This window comes from Bradyrhizobium sp. KB893862 SZCCT0404 (assembly GCF_018130885.1).
Classification (GTDB): Bacteria; Pseudomonadota; Alphaproteobacteria; order Rhizobiales; family Xanthobacteraceae; genus Bradyrhizobium; species Bradyrhizobium stylosanthis.
This window is the reverse complement of the sequence record NZ_JAFCLT010000019.1, coordinates 79,535-102,334: the sequence shown is the minus strand read 5'-3', so window position 1 is coordinate 102,334 and position 22,800 is coordinate 79,535. Positions and strand designations below refer to the sequence as shown.

Sequence of the window (22,800 nt, the reverse complement as noted above, 5' to 3'; positions counted from 1 at the left end):
TCGCCTTGACCGGCGAGCACGATGCCGCACTCTTGCCCCTGATCGACCTCTTGACGAACATCACGGTAGATGCCCCGCCTTCGCGGGGCATGACAGTTGAGTTCGGAGTGAGAGTACCGCGCCTCGGCCGCACCCCCGCCTACGGCGCCAGGTACCGCATCAGCTCCGGATTGCCGCGCACATCTCCCGCCTGCCCCTGCAGCGCGACGCGGCCGCGATCGAGCACGTAGGCGTAGTCGGCGACACGCAGGGCGAGGTCGAGGTGCTGCTCGACGATGATCACCGCGATGCTCTTCGCGAGCTCGATCAGGCGCTCGGTGATCTCTTCGATGACGCCGATCCAGACGCCTTCGGTCGGCTCGTCCAGCAGCAACAGTTTGGGATCGCCCAGCATGGCGCGGCCGATAGCGAGCATCTTGCGCTCGCCGCCGGAGAGCGTGCCGGCGGGCTGATCGAGACGCTGGCCGAGCTTTGGGAAGATGGCGAGCACGCGATCGACGGCGTTGGCATCCTTGTTGGCGAGCGAGCCGACGGCGAGATTGTCGCGCACCGACAGGCGCGCGAACACCGAATGCTCCTGCGGGACGTAACCGATGCCGGCGCGGACGCGTTCCTGGGTGGCGCGGCGGCTGATGTCGCGGCCGTCGAAGCCGACCTCGCCCTTCCACGCCGGCAGCTCGCCGACGATGGTCTTCATCAGCGTGGTCTTGCCGGCGCCGTTGCGCCCGAGCACGGCGACGCCCCCCCGCCAGGGGATGCCGAGGGTGACGTCGAACAGGACCTGGCTGCGGCCATAGCCGGCGTCGAGATGCTTGATGTCCAAAAATTCAGGCACGGCGCAGATAGATCTCCTGAACGGATGTGTTGGCCTGGATCTCGGACACCGTGCCGGAGGCCAGCACCTTGCCCTGGTCGAGCACGGTGAGGCGGTCGCAGATGTCACGGATGAAATCGAGATCGTGCTCGACGATCACCAGCGAGCAGTGCTTTTTGATCGGCTGCAGCAATTCGCCGGTGACGCGGCGCTCCTCCAGGCTCATGCCGCCGGTCGGCTCGTCGAGCAGCAGCAGCTTCGGCTTGCCCGCCAGCGCCATCGCGATCTCCAGCCATTGCTGCTGGCCGTGCGACAGCGCGGCAGCCGGGTCGAAGGCACGGTCGGCGAGGCGGAATTGCCTCAGCATGGCCATGACCTGGTCGTGCAGCGCACGTCGCGTGCGCGAGAACACCAGGTCGAACAGCGAGGACTGCGCCTGCAGCGCCAGCAGGATGTTGTCGTAGAGCGTCAGCGACGGCAGCACGCTGGTGATCTGGAATTTCAGGCTCATGCCGGCCCGGGCACGCTCGGTCGGCGTGAACGCGGTGATGTCGGTGTTGATGAAGCTCACCCTGCCCTGCGTCGGCACCTCGGCGCCGGCGATGCACTTCATCAGCGTGCTCTTGCCGGAGCCGTTCGGGCCGATCAGGCCGTGAAACTCGTTCTCGCGGACAGCGAGCGCGGCGCCGTCGAGCGCGGTGAGCTTGCCGAAGACCTTCTTGATGCCGGCAGCTTCAAGGAGCATTGCGCTTCTCCTTGACCCTGGCACCGAAGCTTCCGACCCGCTCGCGTTCGCCCAGGACAAAACTGATCAGGCCCAGCGGCCGGAACAGGATCACCAGCAACAGCAGCAATCCCAGAATGATCGGCCAGATGTCGCGATAATTGTCCGACAGCCAGAAGCTGACGCCCTCGACGATCACGGTGCCGATGACGGCGCCGATCAGCGTGCCGGAACCACCAAACAAAACGTAGAGCACCACTTGGGTGGAGACCACGACGCCCACCATGTTGGGCCATACAAAACCTTCGTGGAACGCATAGAGACTGCCGGCGAGGCCCGCGATGGCGCCGCCGATGGCGAAGATGATCGCCTTGAGGTGCTGCGCCTTGTAGCCGAAGAAGGCGATGCGCTGCTCGTTCTCGCGCAGCCCGGCCAGCGCAAGGCCGAACTGCGAGCGCACCAGGAAGCGGCAGAGCAGGTAGACCGCGACGAGGATGCCGAGCACGAGATAGTAGAAGGCAGGCCCTTCCGTGAACTCGTAGCCGCCGAGCGACATCGGCGCGATCGAGGGAATGCCGTTCTGGCCGCCGAGATAATACCAGCCGCGCGCGAGGCGATCGGCGGCGTAGGAGCCGGTGAGCGTGCCGAGAGAGACGAAGATCACGCTGGAGGGATGCCGCCCCAGCAGCAGGAAGCCGCCGAGCAGAAGCGCGAAGGTGAGGCCGATCAGCGTGCCCGCCGGCAGCACCAGGAAGATGTTGGTGATGTCGAGGTCGCGCGCGAGCAGCGCGACGCCGTAGCCGGCCGAGCCGAAGAACAGGGCCTGGCCGAAGCTCATAATGCCGGCATAGCCCCAGACCAGATCGAACGACAGCGCGAACAGCGCGAGGATGATCACGCGCGTCGCGAACACCGTCAGATAATCCTGCAACACCAGCGGCGCGAACAGCGCGGCGATGAGCACCACGCCCTCGACAATCGGCAGGACCTTTCGTCCTGCCTTGACTTGTTCCCTGGCCTGTCCCGCTGCCACGCGTTCAGCCATCGCGTCGTCCGCTTCGTCGCCGGCGATGGCCTCTCTTACCACACTCATCGACTTCGGCATTCTGCCTCAGCATTCCTTGGGATCGACGAGGCCATTGCTTCGCGCGACGATCTCGTAATTCCCACCCTTGGCGACGGCGGTGTACATCTTCATCTTGCAGTGTCGCTTGCCCGGTACCATCTCGGCCGGTCCCCCGGGACCTTCGGCGATCTTGGCATGGTCGAGCGCGGCCGCGACCGACTCGCGGTCGATCTTGCCGGCTTCCTTGACCGCGGCTTCCCACAGCTTCAGGCCACGATAGGTGCCGGTGGCGGCGCTGCCGGCGGCGAACAGGAAGTTGCCCGGAAAGTCCTTCTCGTAGGCCGCCTGGATTTTTGCGTCGAACGAGTTCTCCTTGGTCAGCACCTTGAAATAGTCGAGGCAGCTCGCGAGCCCCTCGATCTCGGCGGCCTGGTTGATGTTGAGCGTGTTCTCGTCATAGTAGACGCAGGCGAGACGGCCGCCGTTCTTGAGGAAGCCGGCTTCATAAAGCTGCTTGAAGAACGGGCCGACACCGGGCGGGATGACCGTGTTGAAAACGACGTCGACCTTGTTGGAGATGATGCGGTTGACGGTCGCGGAGAAGTCGACCTGGTCGAGCGGATAGTATTCCTCGAACACGACCTCGCCACCGTTCGCCTCGATCACCTTGCGCGCATAGACGTTGAGCGTGTGCGGCCAGACGTAGTTGGCGCTCGGCAGCGCGAACTTCTTGCCGCCGTTCTTGATCAGCCAGGGAATGAACTCGTCGCATTGCTGCGCCGGCGTCGGGCCGGTGCAGAACAGATAGGGCGTGCACTCCTTGCCCTCGTAGAGCTGCGGATAGATGTAGAGCGTCTTGCCGCGCGCCACGATCGGATCCTTGATCGCATTGCGCATCGAGGAGGTGATGCCGCCCAGCACCATGTCCACCTTGTCGCGCTGGATCAGCTTGCGCACGTTGCCGACCGCGACCGATTCGTTCGACGCGGTGTCCTCGATGTACAACTCGAGCGGACGGCCGAGCAGGCCGCCGGAATTGTTGATCTCCTTGATCACCATCTTGGCGACATTGGCATCGGCATTGCCGGCATAGGCGATCGGGCCGGTGAGGTCGGTGGCGATGCCGACCTTGATCGGCCCCTCGGCCGCATTCGCCCAGGGTGCCGGGACGACCCAGCTTCCGACGCCGGTTGCGACCGCACCGGACGCGAAGGCCAGATTGGAGAGAAAGCGGCGGCGTGAAAGCTGAGTGCGATCGAACATGTGACTAAACCCCTTTTCCAGCGATGAGGCCCTGCGGGCGGAATTTGATGAAGACAATGGCGAGCACGAAGACGAGGACGTCGGCGACGACAGGCGCCATGACCCAGGGCAAAGCGGCGCTGAGCGTGCCGATGACGCCGGCGCCCGCGACCGGCCCGATGAAGGAGCCGACGCCGCCGACCATGACCGCGACGAAACCCTGGATCAGGAAGCGCAGGCCGAGATCGGCATAGAGGCTGAACACCGGCACGATCAGCGCACCGGCAAGGCCGGCGAGCGCGGAGCCGAAAGCAAAAGTGGCGCCGTACATCAGGGGCGTCGAGATGCCCGAGGCGCGCGCCAGCGCGGGATTTTCCAGCGTGGCGCGCATGCGCAGGCCGAAGCTCGTGCGCGACAGCAGCAGATAGCAGCCCGCCATCACCAGCAGCGTGATGACGATGATGGTGAAGCGCCAGGCCGAGATGTGGATGGTGCCGAAATCGATGGAGCCGCCGATCGGCTCGGGCACGGTGAGATAGAAGCCGCCGATCAGCCCGCGCACGGCCTCGCGAATGATGAGACCGAGCGCGTAGGTGCCGAGCATGGCGACGATCGGCGCGGCATAGAAGCGGCGGATGATCAGCGCCTCCAGCACGAAGCCGAGCGCGCCGACGACGAAGGGCGCCGCGACCATGCCGGCCCAGATCGGCAGGCCCTTGGCGTAGGCGAGATAGGTGATGTAGGCCCCGAGCAGGACGAACTCGCCCTGCGCGAAGTTGAAGATGCCCATCATGCTGGCGATGATCCCGAGCCCCAGCACGATCAGGACGATGATCGCGCCGAAGCTCAGGATCTCGAACGCCGCGACGAACGCGTTAGCCATGCGATAGAGCCGCCTGCATCAATGCCACGTTCACATCTTCTTCCAGTCGCCGATCTGCTCGAACGCATGGGCGGCGCGGTAGATGGTGGATTCCTCGAACATGCGGCCGACCAGCATCAGGCCGACCGGCAGGCCGTCCACCATGCCGCAGGGCAGCGACATCGCGGGATGGTGGGTGATGTCGAACGGCGCGGTGTTGGAGATCATTTCGAGCGCTCGGGCGACGTATTCCTCGCGGCTGGCATTGGGCTCCGGCAGCTTGGTCGCCTTCATCGGCGTGGTCGGCATCAGCAACAGGTCGTAGTCGCCGAACGCCTTGTCGTAGGCCGCAGTCAGCCGGCGGGAGATGTTGAGCGCCTTTCCGTAGAAGCGTGGACCGAAATTGTTGTTGATGTAGGTGCCGAGCATCATGAACAGCTTCGTGGTCTCGGACAGCGAGTCGGCCTGCCGGCGCCAGCCGCGATGAAAATCCATCAGCGAGGTCGAATAGAGATCGCCGCGGCTGAGGCCGTAACCGTCGCCGAACATCATGGTCTGGGTCAGGCCTTCGGTGCCGATGGGGGTCCAGATCGCGCCGCCCAGCAGATGCATCGGGATCGACACCGTCTCGACGCTGGCTCCAAGATCCTTGAAGCGCTTTGCCGCCTCGCGCACGCTTTCGTTCACCGCCGCCTCTGCGGTCGGCTGCTCGAAACCCTCCTTGACGATGCCGATCCTCATGCCGTTGACGCCCTGACCGAGCGCCTTGGTGTATTCCTCGACCTTCGGGGCCTTGATCCGCGGATCGTAGCCGTCGTCGCCGGCGAGCACTTCGAGCAGGAGCGCGTTGTCGGCAACCGTCGCGGTCATCGGGCCGGTGTGGTCGACATAGATCTCGATCGGCATGATCCCGGTATAGGGCACGAGTCCCCAGGTCGGCTTCATGCCGTAGATGCCGCAGAACGAGGACGGCATGCGGATCGAGCCGCCCTGATCGCCGCCGATTGCCATGTCGACCTCGCCGAGCGCGACCACGACGCCCGAGCCCGACGACGAGCCGCCGGCCGAGTACCCCATCTTGTGTGGATTGTGCACCGGCCCGAAGGAGCCGGTATGGCTGCCGCCGGACAGGCAGAAATGCTCGCAATGCACCTTGCCCTTGATCTCGGCGCCGGCATCCAGCATGCGCGTGACGATGGTGGCATCGAAATCGGGCACGTAGCCTTCCAGCGTCGACGAGCCGTTGGTCATGGGCACGCCGGCCAGCATGATGTTGTCTTTCAGCGCGATGGTCTTGCCCTTGAGCTTGCCGCTCGCCGCGCCCTTCACGGTGGACTTGCGATACCAGGCGTTGCGCGGGTTCTCTTCGGCCGAAGGCCGATAGCCCGGCGTGCGCGGATATTTCACTTCGGGCAGCTCGTCCGGCATCGCGCCGACGAGATTGTAGGCCTCGATCGAGCCCTGCATCAGGCCGCGAAACGAGGCGACGTCGTCGTCGGTGAGCGAAAGGCCGCACTGCTCGGCGACACTGCGAAGCTGGGCGGGCGTGGGAAGGACAACTGTCACGGCGCTCTCCTGAAGTTTCTTGAGACAAGCATTGGGCGCGGCCGCCCGTGCACGACGCGCACGATCGGCCTCGCTGAAACATTCAAAACGGAAATATTTTCCTTTTCAAGTATTATTTTGAATCGAGGGCGTGCGCGGATCGTCGCGCGCGCGTCAGATCGGCTTGATCAGCTTGAAGTCGAGACCGTCGGCCACGGCGAGATGCATCGGCATCCGCGCGTGCCCGTTGCGGACGGTGACCTGACCGCGGGCGCCGCTATAGGAAATGTTGCGGCCGGCCGCGAGCATCGGCCCCATCGCGAGCGAGCCGGCCTTGTTCGCGACGGCTTCGAGAAAGCGCATGCCTTCATAGCTGGACTGCCCGACCGAGCCGATCGGCGGAGCATTCGGTCCGAACATCGCGCGATAGCGGCTCTGGAAATCGTCATTGGCGCGCGCCCCGGTGCCGGTGAAATAGCCCGAGGCGCAGTACATGTTCTCGCTGTTGTCGGCGCCGATGCCGAGCAGCACGGTGTCGTCCATCGCGCCGGCCAGCCGCAGCGTAGTGGCGCCGAGGCCCCATTCGCCGAAGGCGCGATTGAAGGTGCTGCTGTCGGTGCCGATCAGCGAGATCAGCACGACGTCGGGCCGCGCGGCGCGGATGCGCGCCAGATGCGGCTCGTGATTGTCCTCGCCGAGCGGAACGAACTCCTCGCCGACGACATGACCGCCGGTTTCCCTGATGTAGTTCTTCACCGCACGGTGCGACTGCCAGGGCCAGACATAGTCGCTTCCGATCAGGTACCAGCGCTTTGCCTTCTTGACGTCGGCCAGCCAGTGGATCGCCGGTCGGCTCTGCCAGCGCGGCGTCTCGCCGATCGCCATCACGCCGGGCGTCCGCTCGCCGCCCTCATAGACCGGCGTGTAGATGTAGGGGATGCGATGACGCCTTGTGACGTCGCGGAGGCCGACACGGACCGCGCTGGTATGGAGGCCCACGATGAGATCGACCTCGTCGAAGGCGATGGCCTGCTCGGCCCGGTTCAGAACCTCGTCGAGCGGCCCGCCCGCGTCGTAGATCGACAGCTCGATCTCGCGGCCGAGGATGCCGCCGCGCTTGTTGATCTCGGCAACGGCAAGCTGGGCGCTGTTGGTGGCGCAGGGGCCCCAGACCCCGGGCGATCCGCTGCAGCAGATGAATCCGCCGACGCGGAGCTTGTTGGTGCCGCGCCGCCTGAACAAGGCGTGGTCGCTCGGCGACAGCGCGCCGTCAGCCGCCGATGACGACAGATTCCTGAACAGCAAGGACGGCGGCAATGCCGGACCGCCGTGAGCCGGGAAATTTACCGTCGCGCGCACGCCAACTCCTGTCTGATGCCAGACTTGAAAGCCCATTGAGCAGGCGGCCGCGGCTTCCGCCCTTTTGTTGGGCAATCATCCTATTTTGAAAATATTGAATATTCAACAATTGAAGTGCATATAGATGCAGCATTGATTGCAAGACATTCACTCATTTGGGTCAAGACGAAGTCTTAGCCGTGGCAAAATCCAACGCTCCAATCACCGAACACCTCGCTTATCTGCTCGCGCAAGCCAACCGGGAGATCAACCGGCAGCTGGAACTCCGGTTGAGCAAGGAGGGCGTTCCGGTCGAGCAATGGCGCATCCTGAAAGTGCTGTCGGACGGCGACGGCCATTCGATGGGCGAGCTTGCGGACGCGGTGCTGCTCAACCATCCGACGCTGACCAAGATGATCGACCGCATGGTCTCGGACACGCTGGTCTATCGCGTGCAGGACCCCAACGACCGCCGCAAGGTTTTGATGTTCATCTCCGACCGCGGCAAGGTGCTGTGCAAGAGGCTCAACTCGCTCGCGGTGGACCAGGAGGAGCACATCCTGGAAAGCTACGGCGACAAGTCGACGAGCGAGCTGAAGCGCCTGCTGGAGAGCCTGATCGACAGCTCGAATTGAGCGGCGGTCCGGCGCGCGCCCTCGCAGATCCTCGTTAGATTTCGCGGCATGTGCCCGCCGTTGCAGGGGTGGCCCCGCAGCTTGTGGTGCGGGCATCGCTCCCATGACATCCCCGCGGTTGACCGCGCGGTCGGCAGCTTGCAGGTTGGACCGACCTTATCCCGCCAGCCTCCCCGCCCATGCTCAGCGTCACCAGCCTCTGGATTCCCTTCACGATCGTTGCCGCGCTCGGACAGGTCGCGCGCAATGCAATGCAGCGCTCCCTGACGAAGCCGCTGGGGACCTGGGGCGCGACCAATATCCGCTTCCTGTTCGGCTTCCCGTTCTCGCTGCTGTTCCTGGGGGTGGTGCTGGTCGCGACCGGCGATCATATCGGCATGCCGCCGTCGGTGTTCTGGCCGTGGCTGCTGCTCGGCGCGCTCAGCCAGATCGTCGCGACCGGCCTGATGCTGCTGGCGATGAACGACCGCTCCTTCGTGGTGACGACGGCGTATCTGAAGACCGAGGCGATCCAGACCGCGATCTTCGGCTTCGTCTTCCTCGGCGATCACCTGACCTGGCTGAAGGTGCTGGCGATCGTGATCGCGACCGTCGGCGTCGTCATCACGGCGCTGCGGCCCGGCGGCCAGAAGAGCTTTGCCGAGCTGAAGCCGACCATCACCGGCCTCGTTGCGGCCGCGGCCTTCGCGCTGTCCGCCGTCGGTTTCCGCGGCGCCATCATCACCGTGCCTGATGTGTCGTTCGTGACGGCGTCGTCGTTCACGCTGGTGCTCGGCCTGTTCGTGCAGACGCTGGTGCTGACGATCTATCTGCTTCTGCGCGCGCCGGACGTGCTGCGGGGCATCCTCGGGATGTGGCGGCCCTCGATGCTGGCGGGCTTCACGGGCGCCTTCGCCTCGCAGTTCTGGTTTCTGGCGTTTGCGCTGACGGCGGCCGCCAATGTCCGCACGCTCGCGCTGATCGAGGTGCTGTTCGCGCAAGGCGTCGCCTACTACTCGTTCAAGCAGCCGATCGCGCCGCGCGAAATTCTTGGCATCGCGCTGATCGTGGTCGGCGTGGCGGTGCTGGTGGGGGCCTGAACTCTAGCCGTCATGCCCGGGCGAAAGCGCGAAGCGCGTCTTCGCGATAGATGTCCCGGGCATCCACGTTCTTCGTGCTGGGAGAAAGGCGTGGATGACCGGGTCATAGGCGAGCGGAAGCGACGCCGTCCTTCGGACGGCTATGCCCGGCCATGACGAAGAAGCGAGCTGTCAGTTCCGGTCTTCCGGCAGGGTCGGCAGCGGCGAGACCTCGATGCCCTCGTCGATCAGCGACTTCGCCTCTTCCGGCGAAGCCTCGCCGTAGATCGGGCGGTGCTCCTTGTCGCCGTAATGCATGGCGCGGGCTTCGTTGGCGAAGCGCTCGCCGACATTGTCGGCGTTCTTGACGATGTGATCGCGCAGCTCCTTGAGCTTGGTGCGGAGCTCGCGCTCCTGCGCCATCAAGAGCGAGGTCGGTCCTGACGGCGCAGCCTCGGGCGCCGGCGTCGAAGCCGGCTCCGGCGGCGGCGTCGCGCGGCCGCGGCCCTTCTTGCCGACGATGCGCGGGGCCATGATCGCCTTGTCGACCTTGGCCGAGCCGCAGATCGGACAGGTCACCAGCTTGCGCTTCACCTGCGACTCATAGGCCGACGAGCTCTGGAACCAGCTTTCGAACTCGTGGCTGCGGTCGCAGTGAAGTGCGTAGCGGATCATGCCGAGCCCCGCACGAGATGCAGATGGTCCGGCCCCGCCTTGGGGTCGGCGACGCCGAAGCGGCGGCCGTGCTGGAGCGAGGGGATGGCGCGGCGCGCGGTCTCCACCTTGGCCGGGTCGATCTTGGCCATGATGATGCCGGGCTCGACATCGCCCTCGGCGAGAATTTCGCCCCAGGGATCGATGATCAGCGAATGACCATAGGTCTCGCGCTTGTTCTCGTGGGTGCCGGCCTGGGCGGCCGCGAAGATGAAGCAGCCGGTCTCGATCGCGCGCGCGCGCAGCAGCACGTGCCAATGCGCTTCGCCGGTCTTGCGGGTGAAGGCGGAGGGCACGGTGATGAAATAGGCCCCGCTCTCGGCCAGCGCGCGGTAGAGCGCGGGGAAGCGCACGTCGTAGCAGATCGTGAGGCCCACCCGGCCCCAGGGCAGGTCGGAGATCACGGCGGTCTCGCCCGGCTGGTAATTGGCGGATTCGCGATAGCTCTCGCCGTCCGGCAGCTCAATGTCGAACATGTGGATCTTGTCGTAGCTCGCGAGCACGTTGCCCTCGGGCCCGATCAGGAAGGAGCGGTTGACCGCCTTCTCCTCGGAGAAGCGCAGCGCCAGCGAGCCGACATGGATGTGGATCTTCAGCTCCGCGGCGAGCGCGCGATACGCCTTCAGAGAGGCGTCGTCCTCTTCGCTCTGCAGATGCTCGAACAGCGCCTTGCGGTTCAGCTGCATCATGTTGCTGACTTCGGGCGTCTGCACGTAGTCGGCGCCGTTGGCGGCGGCCTGGCGGATCAGCCTGGTGGCCAGCGCAAGGCTCGGCTCCGGCAGCAGGCCGGTGCGCATCTGCACCATGGCGGCGGTGAAGGTCCTGTTCTCGCTCATGAGACTGCCTTGACGCTTTCGAGCATGCCGTCGAGCTTGCCCTCGCGATCGAGCGCGTAGAGGTCGTCGCAGCCGCCGATATGGGTTCCGCCGATCCAGATCTGCGGGAAGGTCGAGCCTTCGCCGGCGCGGTCGTACATTTCGTCGCGCCAGGACGGGTCCTTGGCAACGTCGAACTCGGTGAAGGTCGCCTTCTTGCGGGTCAGCAGCGATTTGGCGGCGGAACAATAGCCGCACCCGGGCCTGGTGTAGATCTCGACGGCAGTGGTCATGTCGTCCAACGCTCTCATGTCATGAATTCATTGAATTATATGGGACTTCACCTGACCTCCACAACCCGGGCGAAGACCAGCACGTCGACCTGGGCCGCCTTGGCGCGCAGCAGGGCCCGCGCGCAGGCATCCAGCGTCGCGCCCGAGGTCAGGACGTCGTCGACGAGGACGATGCGGCGGCCCTGGACCTCGGCCTGACGGTCGGGGGATACCTGGAATGCGCCCTGCACATTGGTGGCGCGCTGCGCCCGCGACAGGCCGATCTGCTGCTCGGTGGCGCGCACCCGCCGCAGCACCTCGCCCCGGACCCTGACGCCGCTCTGGCGCTCGATCACGCGCGCCAGTGCGCCGGACTGGTTGTAGCGGCGGCGCCAGGCCCGCCGCCAGTGCAGCGGCACCGGCACCAGCATGTCGGCCCCATTGAGCAGCTCGCCGCCCGCCCGCGCCATCCAGCGGCCCATGGCGGGCGCAAGATCAGTGCGGTCCTGGTATTTCAGCGCATGCACCAGCGTGCGCGCGACATCGTCGTAACGCACCGCCGCCCGTGCGCGCTGGTAGGCCGGCGGGCTTGCGATCGCCTCCATCGACAGCATGTCGGGGCCGGGGTCATAGACAAAGGGAATGCCGAGCCGCGGGCAATAGGGCCGCTCGATGAACGACAGCCGCGCCCAGCACGAAGCGCAAACGCCCTCCCCGTCCACCGGCTCGCGGCACGACACGCACAGCGTCGGCAGCGCGATGTCCAGCGCCAGCCGTGCCGCGCGTGCCAGCACGTGACGGCCGGCCGTCCACGCCGCGCGCAGCGGTGCGGCGATCGAGCGGGTCGGGGCGGCGTCGGCTTCCATGGGGGGAGGCTAGCGGTCCGCGATGGTCCGCTCAAGCGGCCGTGGTCCGAAAGCGGACATCAGGAAAGTAGGTCGTGGTGCTCCCTCAGGATCGCACGAGCGCTCCGCTGCTCTGCGGCCGATGCGAAAATCGAATCATGGGCAAGCCGCATCTGGCGGGCGGCCCGCGCAGCGGGCATTGCACCGACGCCCGTCCCCAGGCCGGGCACGAGCAACGACTGAATGACCTCATCGCCGTCGGCATTATGCGTGAGGACGGCGATCAGAGCTGCCCGGAACGCGAGATACACATTCACGGTCTGATCGATGCGCGCCGGCACCCGCATCGTTGGCGCACTCACCAGAAACGGGAAGCGCGCGTGCGCTGTGGCAAGCACGACCGCCTGGCCGACCGGGAGCTCTCCATAATGGTGCTCTGCCAATAGAGCCTGCAGACTGGTCTGGAGCTCCCAGCCGAAATAGCGCGAATAGAGCAAGTCGATCCCGCCATCCATGTACCCGAAGCTGTTGGCTGGGCTCAGGATCGCGTCGGCCTGCTGCGCAAAAATATCGCCGAGCGAAACTTCGACATTTGCCACGTCTGCAAACGCTTCCCTCCACGCATCGACAACGTCGGCGTTGATGTCGCGAAGATGAATGTTGAGCATGGCCGGGGCCTCGGTGGGATCTCACTATATGATGGCGCGTTTGGCCATTCCACCAGCCTCGCTGTTGTTTGGGTTGCCAGAGTGGCGGTCATCGGCGTAACCAGCGGCATGGCCCAGCCCCCGCAGACCCCGCCTGCCCTGTTCGATCGTGCCTTGCTGCATGCGCGGCAGCGGCGTGCGCAGGGGCAAGATGCCGTGAGCTTCCTGCTTGAACGGGTCGCCGAGGACATGTCCGACCGGCTGGCCGCGGTGATGCGCGAGTTTCACGCGCCGGCCGATCTCTGGACGCCCGGCGATGGGCTCGCCGGCTTGCGCGCGCGGCTTCCTTCCATCTCGCACATCGCACTCGATGGGGCCGGCGCGGAAAAACTGCCCGTCGCACCCGAGAGCCTCGATCTCGTCGTCTCGGCGCTGGCGCTGCAGTTCGTCAACGATTTGCCGGGCGTGTTCGCGCAAATCCGGCGTGCGCTGAAGCCGGACGGCCTGCTGCTGGCCGCGATGATCGGCGGCGACAGCCTGACCGAGCTGCGGCAGGCCTTTGCCGCGGCGGAAGCCGAATGCGAGGGCGGCGTGTCGCCGCGCGTGGCGCCGTTCGCCGATTTGCGCGACATCGGCGCGCTGCTGCAGCGGGCGGGCTTTGCGCTGCCGGTGACCGACGTCGACCGCGTCGTGGTGCGCTATGGCAATGCGTTCGCGCTGATGCAGGATCTCCGCCGCATGGGCGCGTCCAACATGCTGATCGAGCGGCGCCGCACGCCGACGCGACGGGCGACGATGCTGCGCATGGCCGAGATCTATGCCGAGCGCTTTGCCGATGCCGACGGCCGCATCCGCGCGACCTTCGACATCATCTGGCTGTCCGGCTGGGCGCCGCATGCGAGCCAGCAGCAGCCGCTCAAGCCGGGGTCGGCGAAAGCAAGCCTGGCGGAGGCGGTGAAGAAGGCGGGGAAGACGGAATCCTAGCACCGTCATTCCGGGGCGATGCGCAGCATCGAACCCGGAATCTCGAGATTCCGGGTTCGGTCCTACGGACCGCCCCGGAATGACGACGCAAGCGCATCCTCACATCAGCAAATCGATCAGATGCGGGATCAGCGGGATGTCCGCGGGCGGCATCGGGTAGTCGCGCAGCTTGTTGGCGCGGACCCAGGCGAGGATCTGGCCTTCGCGCGGCATCACCTGCCCCTCCCAGCGCCGGCAGATGTAGAGCGGCATCAGGAGGTGAAACGTCTCGTAGCCGTAGCTGGCGAAGGTCAGCGGCGCCAGGCACGGCTCGGCGACGGTGATGCCGAGCTCCTCATGCAGCTCGCGGATCAGGCTCTGCTCCGGCCGCTCGCCCGGCTCGAGCTTGCCGCCGGGAAATTCCCACAGGCCCGCCAGCGTCTTGCCCGGGGGGCGCTGCGCGATCAGGACGCGCTTGTCGGCGTCGACCAGCGCGCAAGCCACCACCAGTGTCAGTTTGAGATCGGCCATGCCTGGAATGTCGCTCGCTGAGGATGGACCGCAACGGTTTGTTAACCCCGTGACGGCCCGCGTTTCGATACCTCCATAAGTCATATTTAATCGAAGGTTCCTAGAGTGGAAACGATTCAACCATTCCGGGCCCGATCCATGCACGCCGCGATTTACGCCACGATGCGCCGCTTTGTCCGCGAGAAGCGCGGCAACGTCGCCGTGATCTTCGCATTGTGCTGCGTCCCCCTGATCACGGTGGTCGGCTGCGCGGTCGATTATTCCCGGGCGACGCAGGTCCGGTCCAAGCTCCAGGCCGCCGCCGATGCGGCCAGCGTCGGCTCGGTCGCCAAGGCATCGCCGGCCTTTATCGCCGCGGGCTCGATGACCGCGGACGGTGCGATCCCGGCCGGCGTCACCGACGCCAAGAACATCTTCAATGCCAACATCGCCAACCTGACCGGCTATACGCTCACGGCAATCACGCCGACCGTGGTCAAGAGCGGTTCGGCCGTGACCTCGACGGTGACGTTCAGCGCCAGCATCAACACCATGTTCCTCGGCGTGATCGGCAGGACCACGCTGAACATGAGCGGGACCTCGACCGCGACGGCGACCATGCCGCTCTACATCGACTTCTACCTGCTGCTGGACAATTCGCCGTCGATGGGCGTCGGTGCGACGCCGACCGACGTGCAGACGATGGTCAACAACACATCGGACAAATGCGCATTTGCCTGTCACGACCTCAAGGACAAGAACAACTATTACGACCTCGCCAAGAAGCTCGGCGTGACCACCCGGATCGACGTGCTCCGTACCGCGACGCAATCGTTGATGGATACGGCGAGCGTGACCGCGACCTATTCAAACCAGTTCAGAATGGCGATCTACGATTTCGGCGGGGCCGCAAGCACGCTCGGCCTGCGCAACCTGTTCTCGTTGTCGGCTTCGCTCTCCAGCGCCAAGTCGGCGGCCGGCAATATCGACCTGATGTCGGTCAACGGTCAGAACGAGAACGGCGATCAGGACACGGCATTCACCGCGATCTTCCCCGCGATGAACAGCGAGATCAGCTCGCCCGGCCCCGGCACGTCGTCCAGCCCGCTGAAATACCTGCTCTTCGTCTCCGACGGGGTCGCCGACGAAAGCAACACCGCGTGCCTGAAGCCGCTTTCGGGCAGCACGCGCTGCCAGTCGCCGCTCAATGCTGCGCTCTGCAAGACGATCCGGGATCGGGGCGTCAAGGTTGCGGTGCTGTACACGACCTATCTCGCGTTGCCCACCAACAGCTGGTACATGAAGTGGGTCGATCCTTTCAACGTAGGCCCCTACGGCCCCTCGCCCAACAGCGAGATCGCGCAGAACATGCAGAGCTGCGCCTCGCCGGGATTGTATTTCGAGGTGAGCCCGACGCAGGGCATCTCGGACGCCATGAACGCGCTGTTCAAGAAGGCGGTGGCGGACGCGCGGATCTCGGGGTGAGCTGAAGCAAGGTACCATCACCGTTACCCTGAGGCGGCCGCTCCTTCAGCGGCCCTCGAAGGGCGACTGCCCGGCTCTTTCCGAGCGGACGCAGGTGGGCCGATTCATCCTTCGAGGCTCCCCGCGCAATGCTTGGCATCGCGCGCCTCGCAACTCAGGATGACGGAGTGAGAATGATTAGCGCGTCATTCCGGGGCGATGCGCCAGCGTCGAACTATGGTGCGCGATTGCGAACCTGAGTATTTCGAGCCGCGCACACTTCTGGATTCCGGGTTCTCGCTTCGCGAGCCCCGGAATGACAGCCGTGGAGCTTACGACCTGTAATCCCCGTTGATCGCGACATACTCCTTGGTGAGGTCACAGGTCATGACGCGGTCGCGGCCCTTGCCGAGGCCGAGCGAGACCTTGATCGCGATCTCCGGCGCCTTCATCGCTTCCGACACCTGCGCCTCGTCATAGGACGGATCGCGCGCGCCGCTCTTGGCGACGCGGATGCCGTTGAAGGAGATCGAGAGCTTGTCGCGGTCGGCCGGCTCGCCGGCCTTGCCGACGGCCATCACCACGCGGCCCCAATTGGCGTCCTCGCCGGCGATCGCGGTCTTCACCAGCGGAGAGTTGGCAATCGACATCGCGATCTTGCGCGCCGAGGCCTTGGTCTTGGCGCCCTCCACGGTGATCTCGACCAGCTTGCGCGCGCCTTCGCCGTCGCGGGCGACCTGCTCGGCGAGGTTGGCGAGCACCTGGTTGAAGGCCTTCACGAAGGCCTTCAGGCGCGGATCGCTGGCCCGGCTGATCTTCGGTGCGCCGTGCGCGGCGGCGGCGCCGGTGGCGAAGGCCAGCAGCGTGTCCGAGGTCGAGGTGTCGCCGTCGATCGTCACCGCGTTGAAGGTGTCCTCGACGCCGGCCTTGAGCAGCGCCTGCAGCGCGGCCGGCGCGATCGGGGCGTCGGTGAAGATGAAGGACAGCATCGTCGCCATGTCGGGCGCGATCATGCCGGCACCCTTGGCCATGCCGTTGATGGTGACCTTGGCCCTGCCGAGCTTGACGGTCGCGGTCGCGACCTTCGGGAAGGTGTCGGTGGTCATGATCGCCTTGGCGGCGGCGAGGTAGTCGCCTGCTTCCGCGGTCTCGGCGAGGCGGCCCAGCACGCCGTCGAACTTGGTCGCGTCCAGCGGCTCGCCGATCACGCCGGTCGAGGCCAGGAAGATCTCGCTCTCGCTGCAGCCGACGGCCTTGGCCGCGATCTTGGCGGTCAGCGCCGTGGAGGCGCGGCCGGTCTTGCCGGTGAAGGCGTTGGCATTGCCGGAATTGACCACCAGCGCGCGCGCCTTGCCGCCCTTCAGTTTTGCACGGCACCATTCGACCGGGGCGGACGGGCACTTCGACTTGGTGAAGACGCCGGCGACTGCGGTGCCCTTGTCCATCACCGCCAGCAGCACGTCGGTGCGGTTCTTGTAGCGGATGCCGGCCTCGGCGGTCGCAAGACGGATGCCCGCGATGACGGGCATGTCGGGAACGTTCTTCGGGGCGAGCGGGGAGACGGTTGAGGACATCGCGGGTGCCTTGATGAGGTCTGGATATGCAGATGGCCGGGACATCCAGTGCGAAGACGTGCTTCGCACTTTCGGCCCGGCCATTGCGATGCTTAGATACTCTTGGCGTCACCGAAGTGACAGCAAATTCTTACTTCTTGGCGGGGGGCGCCATCTTGCTGTCGGAGGGCTTCGCCGCGTCGGCCGGCTTGGCATCCGACTTGGCGTCCGCCGCCGGCTGGTCCAGCCGCTCGACCTTGGCCTCGGCGCGCAGCTTGGCGACATAGTCGGCCTGGGCCTTGCGGGTGACGTAGTTCTCGATCTGGGCCTTGACCTGCTCGAAGTCCGGCGCCTTGCGGCTGCGCTTTTCCTCGACCTTGATGATGTGCCAGCCGAACTGCGACTTCACGGGGTCGGAGATCTTGCCCGGCTCCAGCGCGAAGGCCACGGCCGAGAATTCCGGCACCATCTGCTCCTTGGTGAAGAAGCCGAGATCGCCGCCGTCGGCGGAGCCCGGATCCTTGGACTTCTTCTTGGCGAGCTCGGCGAAATCGGCGCCCTTGTCGAGCTCGGCCTTCACCGCCTTGGCCTCGTCCTCGGTCTCGACCAGGATGTGGCGGGCGCGCACTTCCTGCTCGCCGGTGATCTGCTTGGAGGCCTCCTCGTAGACCTTCTTCATGGCGTCCGGGGTGGTGGCGGCCTTGCCTTCCTGGGCCAGCAGGCTGTCCATCAGCAGGCGGGTACGGGCGAACGCCAGGCGCTTCTTGAACTCCTCGCTGTCGGCGACCTTCTTGTCCTCGGCGGCCTTGCCGACGATCTTCATGTCGATCAGGAACGACAGGACGTTCTCATCCTTGGTCGCGGGGTCCATCTGGGCGAGGCTCGGCCCGAGTTCCTCCTCGGCCAGGGCCACATCGCTCTTCTTGATCTCGACGCCATTGACCTTCGCCAGGACCGGATCGTCGGCGGCCCGGAGCGGCCCGGCAAACGCCAGGGTCAGCGCCAGAGCGAGGCTGCCAGCCAGGGCGGAGGCATGGCGGAAACGCTGGCCGGTGGTTACCGGGAACGAGGTGGTCATGGAAAATCCTTTTGTTGAAGCAGGGGGCTGCTCGAGCGGGGCGGACACTCGCCCAATTCAGGGGGGCTTGGCAACGCGAAAAGTCTGTCAAAATGATGAATTAGCCGCAATGCGCCCGCCGTTGACAAGGCCCTGACCGGGCCATATCTCTGCCCGGTCGCGACCATGGCGATGGCGTTTATTTTGCTGCGTTTTTGGCCGTTGAACCCAGACTTGCCCAATTCCCACCCATATGGCGGACGACCCCCGCAGTCCGGGCTCTGGCGCCATCAGGCGTCACGGTGAGTTGATAGGCAGGGGGGTGACAACTTCTTGGCTGCAACGCGGTTAATTCGCGAACACAGGAACTAGGCATGATCGGCGCGCTCGCCCGCAAGTTTTTCGGCTCCGCCAACGACCGGCGGGTGAAGGGATACCAGTCCCGCGTCAACGCGATCAACGCGCTGGAGGCAGAGGTCTCGAAGCTCTCCGACGAGGCGCTCAAGGCCCGCACCGCCGAGTTCAAGAAACAGCTCGCCGAGGGCAAGACGCTCGACGACCTCCTGGTCCCCGCCTTCGCCACGGTGCGCGAGGCCGCCAAGCGCACGCTTGGCCAGCGCCATTTCGACGTCCAGCTGATCGGCGGCATCGTGCTGCACGAGGGCGACATCGCCGAGATGAAGACCGGCGAAGGCAAGACGCTGGTCGCAACCCTCGCGGTCTACCTCAACGCGCTCGCCGGCAAGGGCGTCCACGTCGTCACCGTCAACGACTACCTCGCCCGCCGCGACTCCGGCTGGATGGGCCAGATCTACGGCTTCCTCGGCCTGACCACCGGCGTGATCGTCCATGGCCTCGACGATGCCGAGCGCAAGGCGGCCTATGCCTGCGACATCACCTACGGCACCAACAACGAATACGGCTTCGACTATCTGCGCGACAACATGAAGTACCGGCTCGAGGACATGGTCCAGCGGCCGCACTTCTACGCCATCGTCGACGAGGTCGACTCGATCCTGATCGACGAAGCGCGCACGCCGCTGATCATCTCCGGCCCGCTCGACGACCGCTCGGACTTCTACAACACCATCGACGGCTTCCTGCCCAAGCTCGACAAGACCGATTACGAGGTCGACGAGAAGCAGCGCACGGTGACGCTCACCGAAGCCGGCATGGAGAAGATCGAGGGGCTGCTGCGCGATGCCGGCCAGCTCAAGGGCGAGTCGCTCTACGACGTCGAGAACGTCTCCGTCGTGCACCACATCAACCAGGCCCTGCGCGCCCACACGCTGTTCACGCGCGACAAGGACTACATCGTCCGCGACGACGAGGTCGTGATCATCGACGAGTTCACCGGCCGCATGATGGCCGGCCGGCGTTATTCGGAAGGCCTGCACCAGGCGCTGGAAGCCAAGGAGCACGTGACGGTTCAGCCCGAGAACCAGACGCTGGCCTCGATCACCTTCCAGAACTATTTCCGCATGTACGAGAAGCTCGCCGGTATGACCGGTACGGCGCTGACGGAAGCGGACGAACTGTTCGACATCTACAAGCTCGAGGTCGTGGAGATCCCGACCAATCTGTCGATCGCGCGCCTCGACGAGGACGACGAGGTCTATCGCACCCAGAACGAGAAATACGCCGCGATCCTCGCCGAGATCGAGCGCGCCAATGCGCGGCTCCAGCCGGTGCTGGTCGGCACCGCCTCGATCGAGAAGTCGGAAGTGATCGCCGAATATCTCAAGAAGCACGGCTACCGGCAGATCGATTTCGGCAACGAGAATTCGATGCAGAAGCTGTACGCCGCGGCCCGCGCCGGCAAGCCGGCAAAGCTGTTCGCGGTGCTGAACGCGCGCTTCCACGAGCAGGAAGCCTATATCGTCGCCGAAGCCGGCGTCCCCGGCGCGATCACGATCGCGACCAACATGGCCGGCCGCGGTACCGACATCAAGCTCGGCGGCTCGCTGGAGATGCGCATCCAGCAGGAGACCGCCGGCATCGAGGACGAGGCCGAGAAGGCGAAGAAGATCGAGCAGATCAAGGCCGACATCGCGCATTTCCGCGACATCGTGCTGAAGGCCGAGGAAGAGGTCGAAATCGAGCCGGCGAAGGGTAGCAAGCCCGCCAAGACCGTGAAGAAGCCCGGCGGCCTCTACATCATGGGCTCCGAGCGCCACGAATCCCGCCGCATCGACAACCAGCTGCGCGGCCGTTCAGGCCGTCAGGGCGACCCCGGCCGCTCGAAGTTCTTCCTGTCGCTGGAAGACGATCTGATGCGCATCTTCGGCTCGGACCGTCTCGACAGCATGCTGCAGCGTCTCGGCCTGCAGGAAGGCGAGGCGATCATCCATCCCTGGATCAACAAGGCGCTCGAGAAGGCGCAGCAGAAGGTCGAGGCGCGCAACTTCGACATCCGCAAGAACCTGCTCAAGTTCGACAACGTCCAGAACGACCAGCGCAAGGTGATCTTCGACCAGCGCGTCGACCTGATGAAGGACGAGAGCGTCGCCGAAACCGTCACCGACATGCGCCACGCCTTCATCGACGACCTCGTCGCCAAGCACGTGCCCGAGCATGCCTATGCCGAGCAGTGGGACGTCGCCGGCCTGAAGGAAGAGCTCAAGCGCGTGCTCGACCTCGACCTGCCGGTCGAGGACTGGGCCAAGGAAGAGGGCATCGCCGACGAGGAGCTGCTCACGCGCATCGAGACCAAGGCCGACGAGCACATGGCGGCCAAGGTCGCGCAATGGGGTCCCGACGTGATGCGTTACGTCGAGAAGACCATCCTGCTGCAGACGCTCGACCATCTCTGGCGCGAGCATCTGATCATGCTCGACCATCTGCGCCAGGTCATCGGCCTGCGCGGTTACGGCCAGCGCGATCCCTTGCAGGAGTACAAGACCGAGGCCTTCAATCTCTTCCAGGAGATGAGCGCGCATCTGCGCGAGGCCGTCACGGCGCAGCTGATGCGCGTCGAGATCGTTCCGCCGGAGCAGGAAGCCCCCGTGCTGCCGCCGATGGAGGCGCACAAGTTCGACCCGAACACCGGCGAGGACGAGATGGCGATCTCCAGCGTCTCGCTGGGGGCGCAGCCCACCGATGCGGCGCTGCGCGATCCCAAGAACCCGGCGAGCTGGGGCAAGATCGGCCGCAACGAGGACTGCCCCTGCGGCTCGGGCAAGAAGTACAAGCACTGCCACGGGCGGTACGCCTAGCGGCTAGCTGATGCCGCCGTGCCCCGCCTCGTGCGCAAGCGCGCACCGGAGCGGGGCGACCGGCAGGTTGCAGGCTTTCCATTTAATCAGAAGCGACCACCACGCCGGACAGGCGCGTTGCTTTGCGTGGTTCTTGGCGCGTTCGCGGGCACGATGGCGCCCGGGATGTGAAGGCTCACACGTTGTGCCGGAGCCTCACACCATCCCTTCGGCGACCACCATGTAGTTCACGTCCATGTCGGACGAGAGAGCCCATCTGTCGGCGAAGGGGCTGTAGACGACGCCGGTCTGCTCGGTAATGACGAGGCGGTTGTCGAGCAGGTATTTGGTCAGCTCGTCGGGGGTGACGAACTTGTTCCACTCGTGGGTGCCGCGCGGCAGCCAGCGCAGCACGTATTCGGCGCCGACGATGGCGAGCGCAAAGCTCTTCCAGTTCCGGTTCAGGGTCGAGACCACCATGAGCCCGTTCGGCTTCAGCATCGAGGCGCAGCGCTTGAGGAAAACGCCGACATCGACGACGTGCTCGACCACTTCCATCGCCAGCACGATGTCGAAGCGCTCGCGCGGGTCGATCTCCTCCACCGTGGTGCAGCGATAGTCGATCGACAGATGGCTCTTGTCGGCATGCAGCTTTGCCGCGGCGATGTTGCTCTGCGAGGGATCGACGCCGATCACCTGCGCCCCCAACCGCGACAGCGGCTCGCACAGCAAGCCCGCGCCGCAGCCGATGTCCAGCACGCGCAGGCCGCCGAGGCAGTTGAGGCTGCGCACGTTGCGCTCGAACTTGCGGCAGGCCGCGTCACGGATGTAGCCGAGCCGCAGCGGGTTGATCCGGTGCAGCGGCGCCATCTTGCCCTTGGGATCCCACCACTCGGCCGAGAGTTTTGAGAATTTCGCGATCTCGGCGGCGTCGACGGTCGAGCCCGGCTGGGCGGTGGCGGAGAGGGAAGTATTTTGCTGCATGCTCATGGTTACGCGCGGTCCTACCGCGTGGTGATCGAACTACGGAAGGCGAGCGGCGAGGCGATGGTGGTGATCTTCTCGATCCCCTCGCCGACCCCGCGAATCGTCACGTCGCCGTAGTTGAGAATACGTCCAAGAATCGACTGGTCGACGTCGACACTCTCGACCTTGTCCAGCGCCATTTCAAAGGTCCGGCGCTTGATGAACCCGGTCTTGTGCACAACCCGCAAGTTGGTGACGTCGGTCTCGGTGGTGAAGCGATGGAACCAGCCCTTGATGGTCCAGAACAGGCCGGCCAGCGCGGCGACGCCGGCGGCGGCCAGGGACAGCATCATCAGCCCATCGACCGTGCTCTGGCGCGCCAGGACGAGAAAGGCCAGGGCCACGATCCAGGCCACAATGGCCGGGAAATAGAAGATCCAGTGCGCATTGGTCGAATACAGCACCCGCTCGCCGGGCTGCAGGATCTCGTCGATATAACGCGCCATGATCTCGGTT

At 65.3% G+C, this 22,800-nt stretch carries 22 protein-coding genes; 5 read left to right on the top strand and 17 right to left on the bottom strand.

Going from position 1 to position 22,800, the window contains the following annotated elements; genetic code table 11:
• Nucleotides 1–139: 139 nt before the first annotated feature.
• The 7 genes from JQ617_RS39090 to JQ617_RS39060 form a co-directional block, all read right to left on the bottom strand.
• Nucleotides 140–835 carry a branched-chain amino acid ABC transporter ATP-binding protein gene (locus JQ617_RS39090; RefSeq protein WP_212030993.1) on the bottom strand — a complete coding sequence of 232 codons (696 nt, stop codon included), beginning with the start codon at nucleotides 833–835 and terminating at the stop codon, nucleotides 140–142.
• On the bottom strand, nucleotides 828–1,559 hold the full coding sequence (locus JQ617_RS39085) for an ABC transporter ATP-binding protein (protein ID WP_212030992.1): 732 nt from the start codon (nucleotides 1,557–1,559) through the stop codon (nucleotides 828–830). Before JQ617_RS39085 ends, JQ617_RS39090 begins: the two co-directional genes overlap by 8 nt.
• The gene (locus tag JQ617_RS39080; protein WP_212030991.1) at nucleotides 1,549–2,643 is read right to left on the bottom strand and encodes a branched-chain amino acid ABC transporter permease; all 1,095 of its coding nucleotides are present in this window, start codon (nucleotides 2,641–2,643) and stop codon (nucleotides 1,549–1,551) included. Before JQ617_RS39080 ends, JQ617_RS39085 begins: the two co-directional genes overlap by 11 nt.
• A gap of 6 nt (nucleotides 2,644–2,649) precedes the next feature.
• Nucleotides 2,650–3,867 (bottom strand): substrate-binding protein, encoded by a 1,218-nt coding sequence (locus tag JQ617_RS39075; protein ID WP_212030990.1) that lies wholly within the window; start codon nucleotides 3,865–3,867, stop codon nucleotides 2,650–2,652.
• Nucleotides 3,868–3,871: 4 nt separating this feature from the next.
• Nucleotides 3,872–4,729 carry a branched-chain amino acid ABC transporter permease gene (locus tag JQ617_RS39070; protein ID WP_063692866.1) on the bottom strand — a complete coding sequence of 286 codons (858 nt, stop codon included), beginning with the start codon at nucleotides 4,727–4,729 and terminating at the stop codon, nucleotides 3,872–3,874.
• Nucleotides 4,730–4,759: 30 nt separating this feature from the next.
• Entirely contained in the window at nucleotides 4,760–6,274 is a 1,515-nt protein-coding gene (locus tag JQ617_RS39065; RefSeq protein WP_212030989.1) for an amidase, read from the bottom strand.
• Between the two features lie 153 nt (nucleotides 6,275–6,427).
• Nucleotides 6,428–7,612 (bottom strand): substrate-binding domain-containing protein, encoded by a 1,185-nt coding sequence (locus JQ617_RS39060; RefSeq protein ID WP_212030988.1) that lies wholly within the window; start codon nucleotides 7,610–7,612, stop codon nucleotides 6,428–6,430.
• A 179-nt stretch (nucleotides 7,613–7,791) separates the two neighbouring features.
• Between JQ617_RS39060 and JQ617_RS39055 the strand changes: the two genes are divergently transcribed.
• Together JQ617_RS39055 and JQ617_RS39050 are read left to right on the top strand one after the other, a co-directional pair.
• A complete protein-coding gene (locus JQ617_RS39055) occupies nucleotides 7,792–8,226 on the top strand; it encodes a MarR family winged helix-turn-helix transcriptional regulator (protein ID WP_063692863.1) in 435 nt (144 codons plus the stop codon).
• 179 nt (nucleotides 8,227–8,405) lie between these two features.
• On the top strand, nucleotides 8,406–9,305 hold the full coding sequence (locus JQ617_RS39050) for an EamA family transporter (RefSeq protein WP_212030987.1): 900 nt from the start codon (nucleotides 8,406–8,408) through the stop codon (nucleotides 9,303–9,305).
• Between the two features lie 171 nt (nucleotides 9,306–9,476).
• Here the strand turns inward: JQ617_RS39050 and JQ617_RS39045 are convergent, their stop codons facing one another.
• The 5 genes from JQ617_RS39045 to JQ617_RS39025 are packed head-to-tail and all read right to left on the bottom strand — an operon-like array spanning nucleotide 9,477 to nucleotide 12,598.
• Nucleotides 9,477–9,959 (bottom strand): DUF1178 family protein, encoded by a 483-nt coding sequence (locus JQ617_RS39045; protein WP_063692857.1) that lies wholly within the window; start codon nucleotides 9,957–9,959, stop codon nucleotides 9,477–9,479.
• Nucleotides 9,956–10,834 carry a carbon-nitrogen hydrolase family protein gene (locus tag JQ617_RS39040; RefSeq protein WP_212030986.1) on the bottom strand — a complete coding sequence of 293 codons (879 nt, stop codon included), beginning with the start codon at nucleotides 10,832–10,834 and terminating at the stop codon, nucleotides 9,956–9,958. Before JQ617_RS39040 ends, JQ617_RS39045 begins: the two co-directional genes overlap by 4 nt.
• Nucleotides 10,831–11,106, bottom strand: coding sequence for a glutaredoxin 3 (grxC, locus tag JQ617_RS39035; protein WP_145669322.1), 276 nt, complete (start codon nucleotides 11,104–11,106; stop codon nucleotides 10,831–10,833). Before grxC ends, JQ617_RS39040 begins: the two co-directional genes overlap by 4 nt.
• A 47-nt stretch (nucleotides 11,107–11,153) precedes the next feature.
• Nucleotides 11,154–11,951: a ComF family protein gene (locus JQ617_RS39030; RefSeq protein WP_212030985.1), complete on the bottom strand. Its 798-nt coding sequence runs from the start codon at nucleotides 11,949–11,951 to the stop codon at nucleotides 11,154–11,156.
• Nucleotides 11,952–12,010: 59 nt separating this feature from the next.
• Entirely contained in the window at nucleotides 12,011–12,598 is a 588-nt protein-coding gene (locus tag JQ617_RS39025; protein WP_212030984.1) for a macro domain-containing protein, read from the bottom strand.
• Between the two features lie 108 nt (nucleotides 12,599–12,706).
• Between JQ617_RS39025 and JQ617_RS39020 the strand changes: the two genes are divergently transcribed.
• Entirely contained in the window at nucleotides 12,707–13,561 is an 855-nt protein-coding gene (locus tag JQ617_RS39020) for a methyltransferase domain-containing protein (RefSeq protein ID WP_212031002.1), read from the top strand.
• A gap of 99 nt (nucleotides 13,562–13,660) precedes the next feature.
• Here the strand turns inward: JQ617_RS39020 and JQ617_RS39015 are convergent, their stop codons facing one another.
• Complete coding sequence (locus tag JQ617_RS39015; protein WP_212030983.1) at nucleotides 13,661–14,071, bottom strand: (deoxy)nucleoside triphosphate pyrophosphohydrolase; 411 nt, start codon at nucleotides 14,069–14,071, stop codon at nucleotides 13,661–13,663.
• 138 nt (nucleotides 14,072–14,209) lie between these two features.
• Here JQ617_RS39015 and JQ617_RS39010 point away from each other — a divergent pair, with 138 nt between their 5' ends.
• Nucleotides 14,210–15,535: a TadE/TadG family type IV pilus assembly protein gene (locus tag JQ617_RS39010; RefSeq protein ID WP_212030982.1), complete on the top strand. Its 1,326-nt coding sequence runs from the start codon at nucleotides 14,210–14,212 to the stop codon at nucleotides 15,533–15,535.
• A gap of 311 nt (nucleotides 15,536–15,846) precedes the next feature.
• Here JQ617_RS39010 and argJ read toward each other — a convergent pair whose 3' ends face one another.
• On the bottom strand, nucleotides 15,847–17,088 hold the full coding sequence (argJ, locus tag JQ617_RS39005) for a bifunctional glutamate N-acetyltransferase/amino-acid acetyltransferase ArgJ (RefSeq protein WP_212030981.1): 1,242 nt from the start codon (nucleotides 17,086–17,088) through the stop codon (nucleotides 15,847–15,849).
• Between the two features lie 130 nt (nucleotides 17,089–17,218).
• Nucleotides 17,219–18,145, bottom strand: coding sequence for a peptidylprolyl isomerase (locus tag JQ617_RS39000; RefSeq protein ID WP_212030980.1), 927 nt, complete (start codon nucleotides 18,143–18,145; stop codon nucleotides 17,219–17,221).
• Between the two features lie 353 nt (nucleotides 18,146–18,498).
• Between JQ617_RS39000 and secA the strand changes: the two genes are divergently transcribed.
• Nucleotides 18,499–21,339: a preprotein translocase subunit SecA gene (gene secA, locus JQ617_RS38995; protein ID WP_212030979.1), complete on the top strand. Its 2,841-nt coding sequence runs from the start codon at nucleotides 18,499–18,501 to the stop codon at nucleotides 21,337–21,339.
• Between the two features lie 195 nt (nucleotides 21,340–21,534).
• Here secA and ubiG read toward each other — a convergent pair whose 3' ends face one another.
• On the bottom strand, nucleotides 21,535–22,308 hold the full coding sequence (gene ubiG / locus JQ617_RS38990; protein WP_212030978.1) for a bifunctional 2-polyprenyl-6-hydroxyphenol methylase/3-demethylubiquinol 3-O-methyltransferase UbiG: 774 nt from the start codon (nucleotides 22,306–22,308) through the stop codon (nucleotides 21,535–21,537).
• Nucleotides 22,309–22,322: 14 nt separating this feature from the next.
• Nucleotides 22,323–22,790 carry a PH domain-containing protein gene (locus JQ617_RS38985; RefSeq protein WP_145669330.1) on the bottom strand — a complete coding sequence of 156 codons (468 nt, stop codon included), beginning with the start codon at nucleotides 22,788–22,790 and terminating at the stop codon, nucleotides 22,323–22,325.
• Nucleotides 22,791–22,800: the final 10 nt, after the last annotated feature.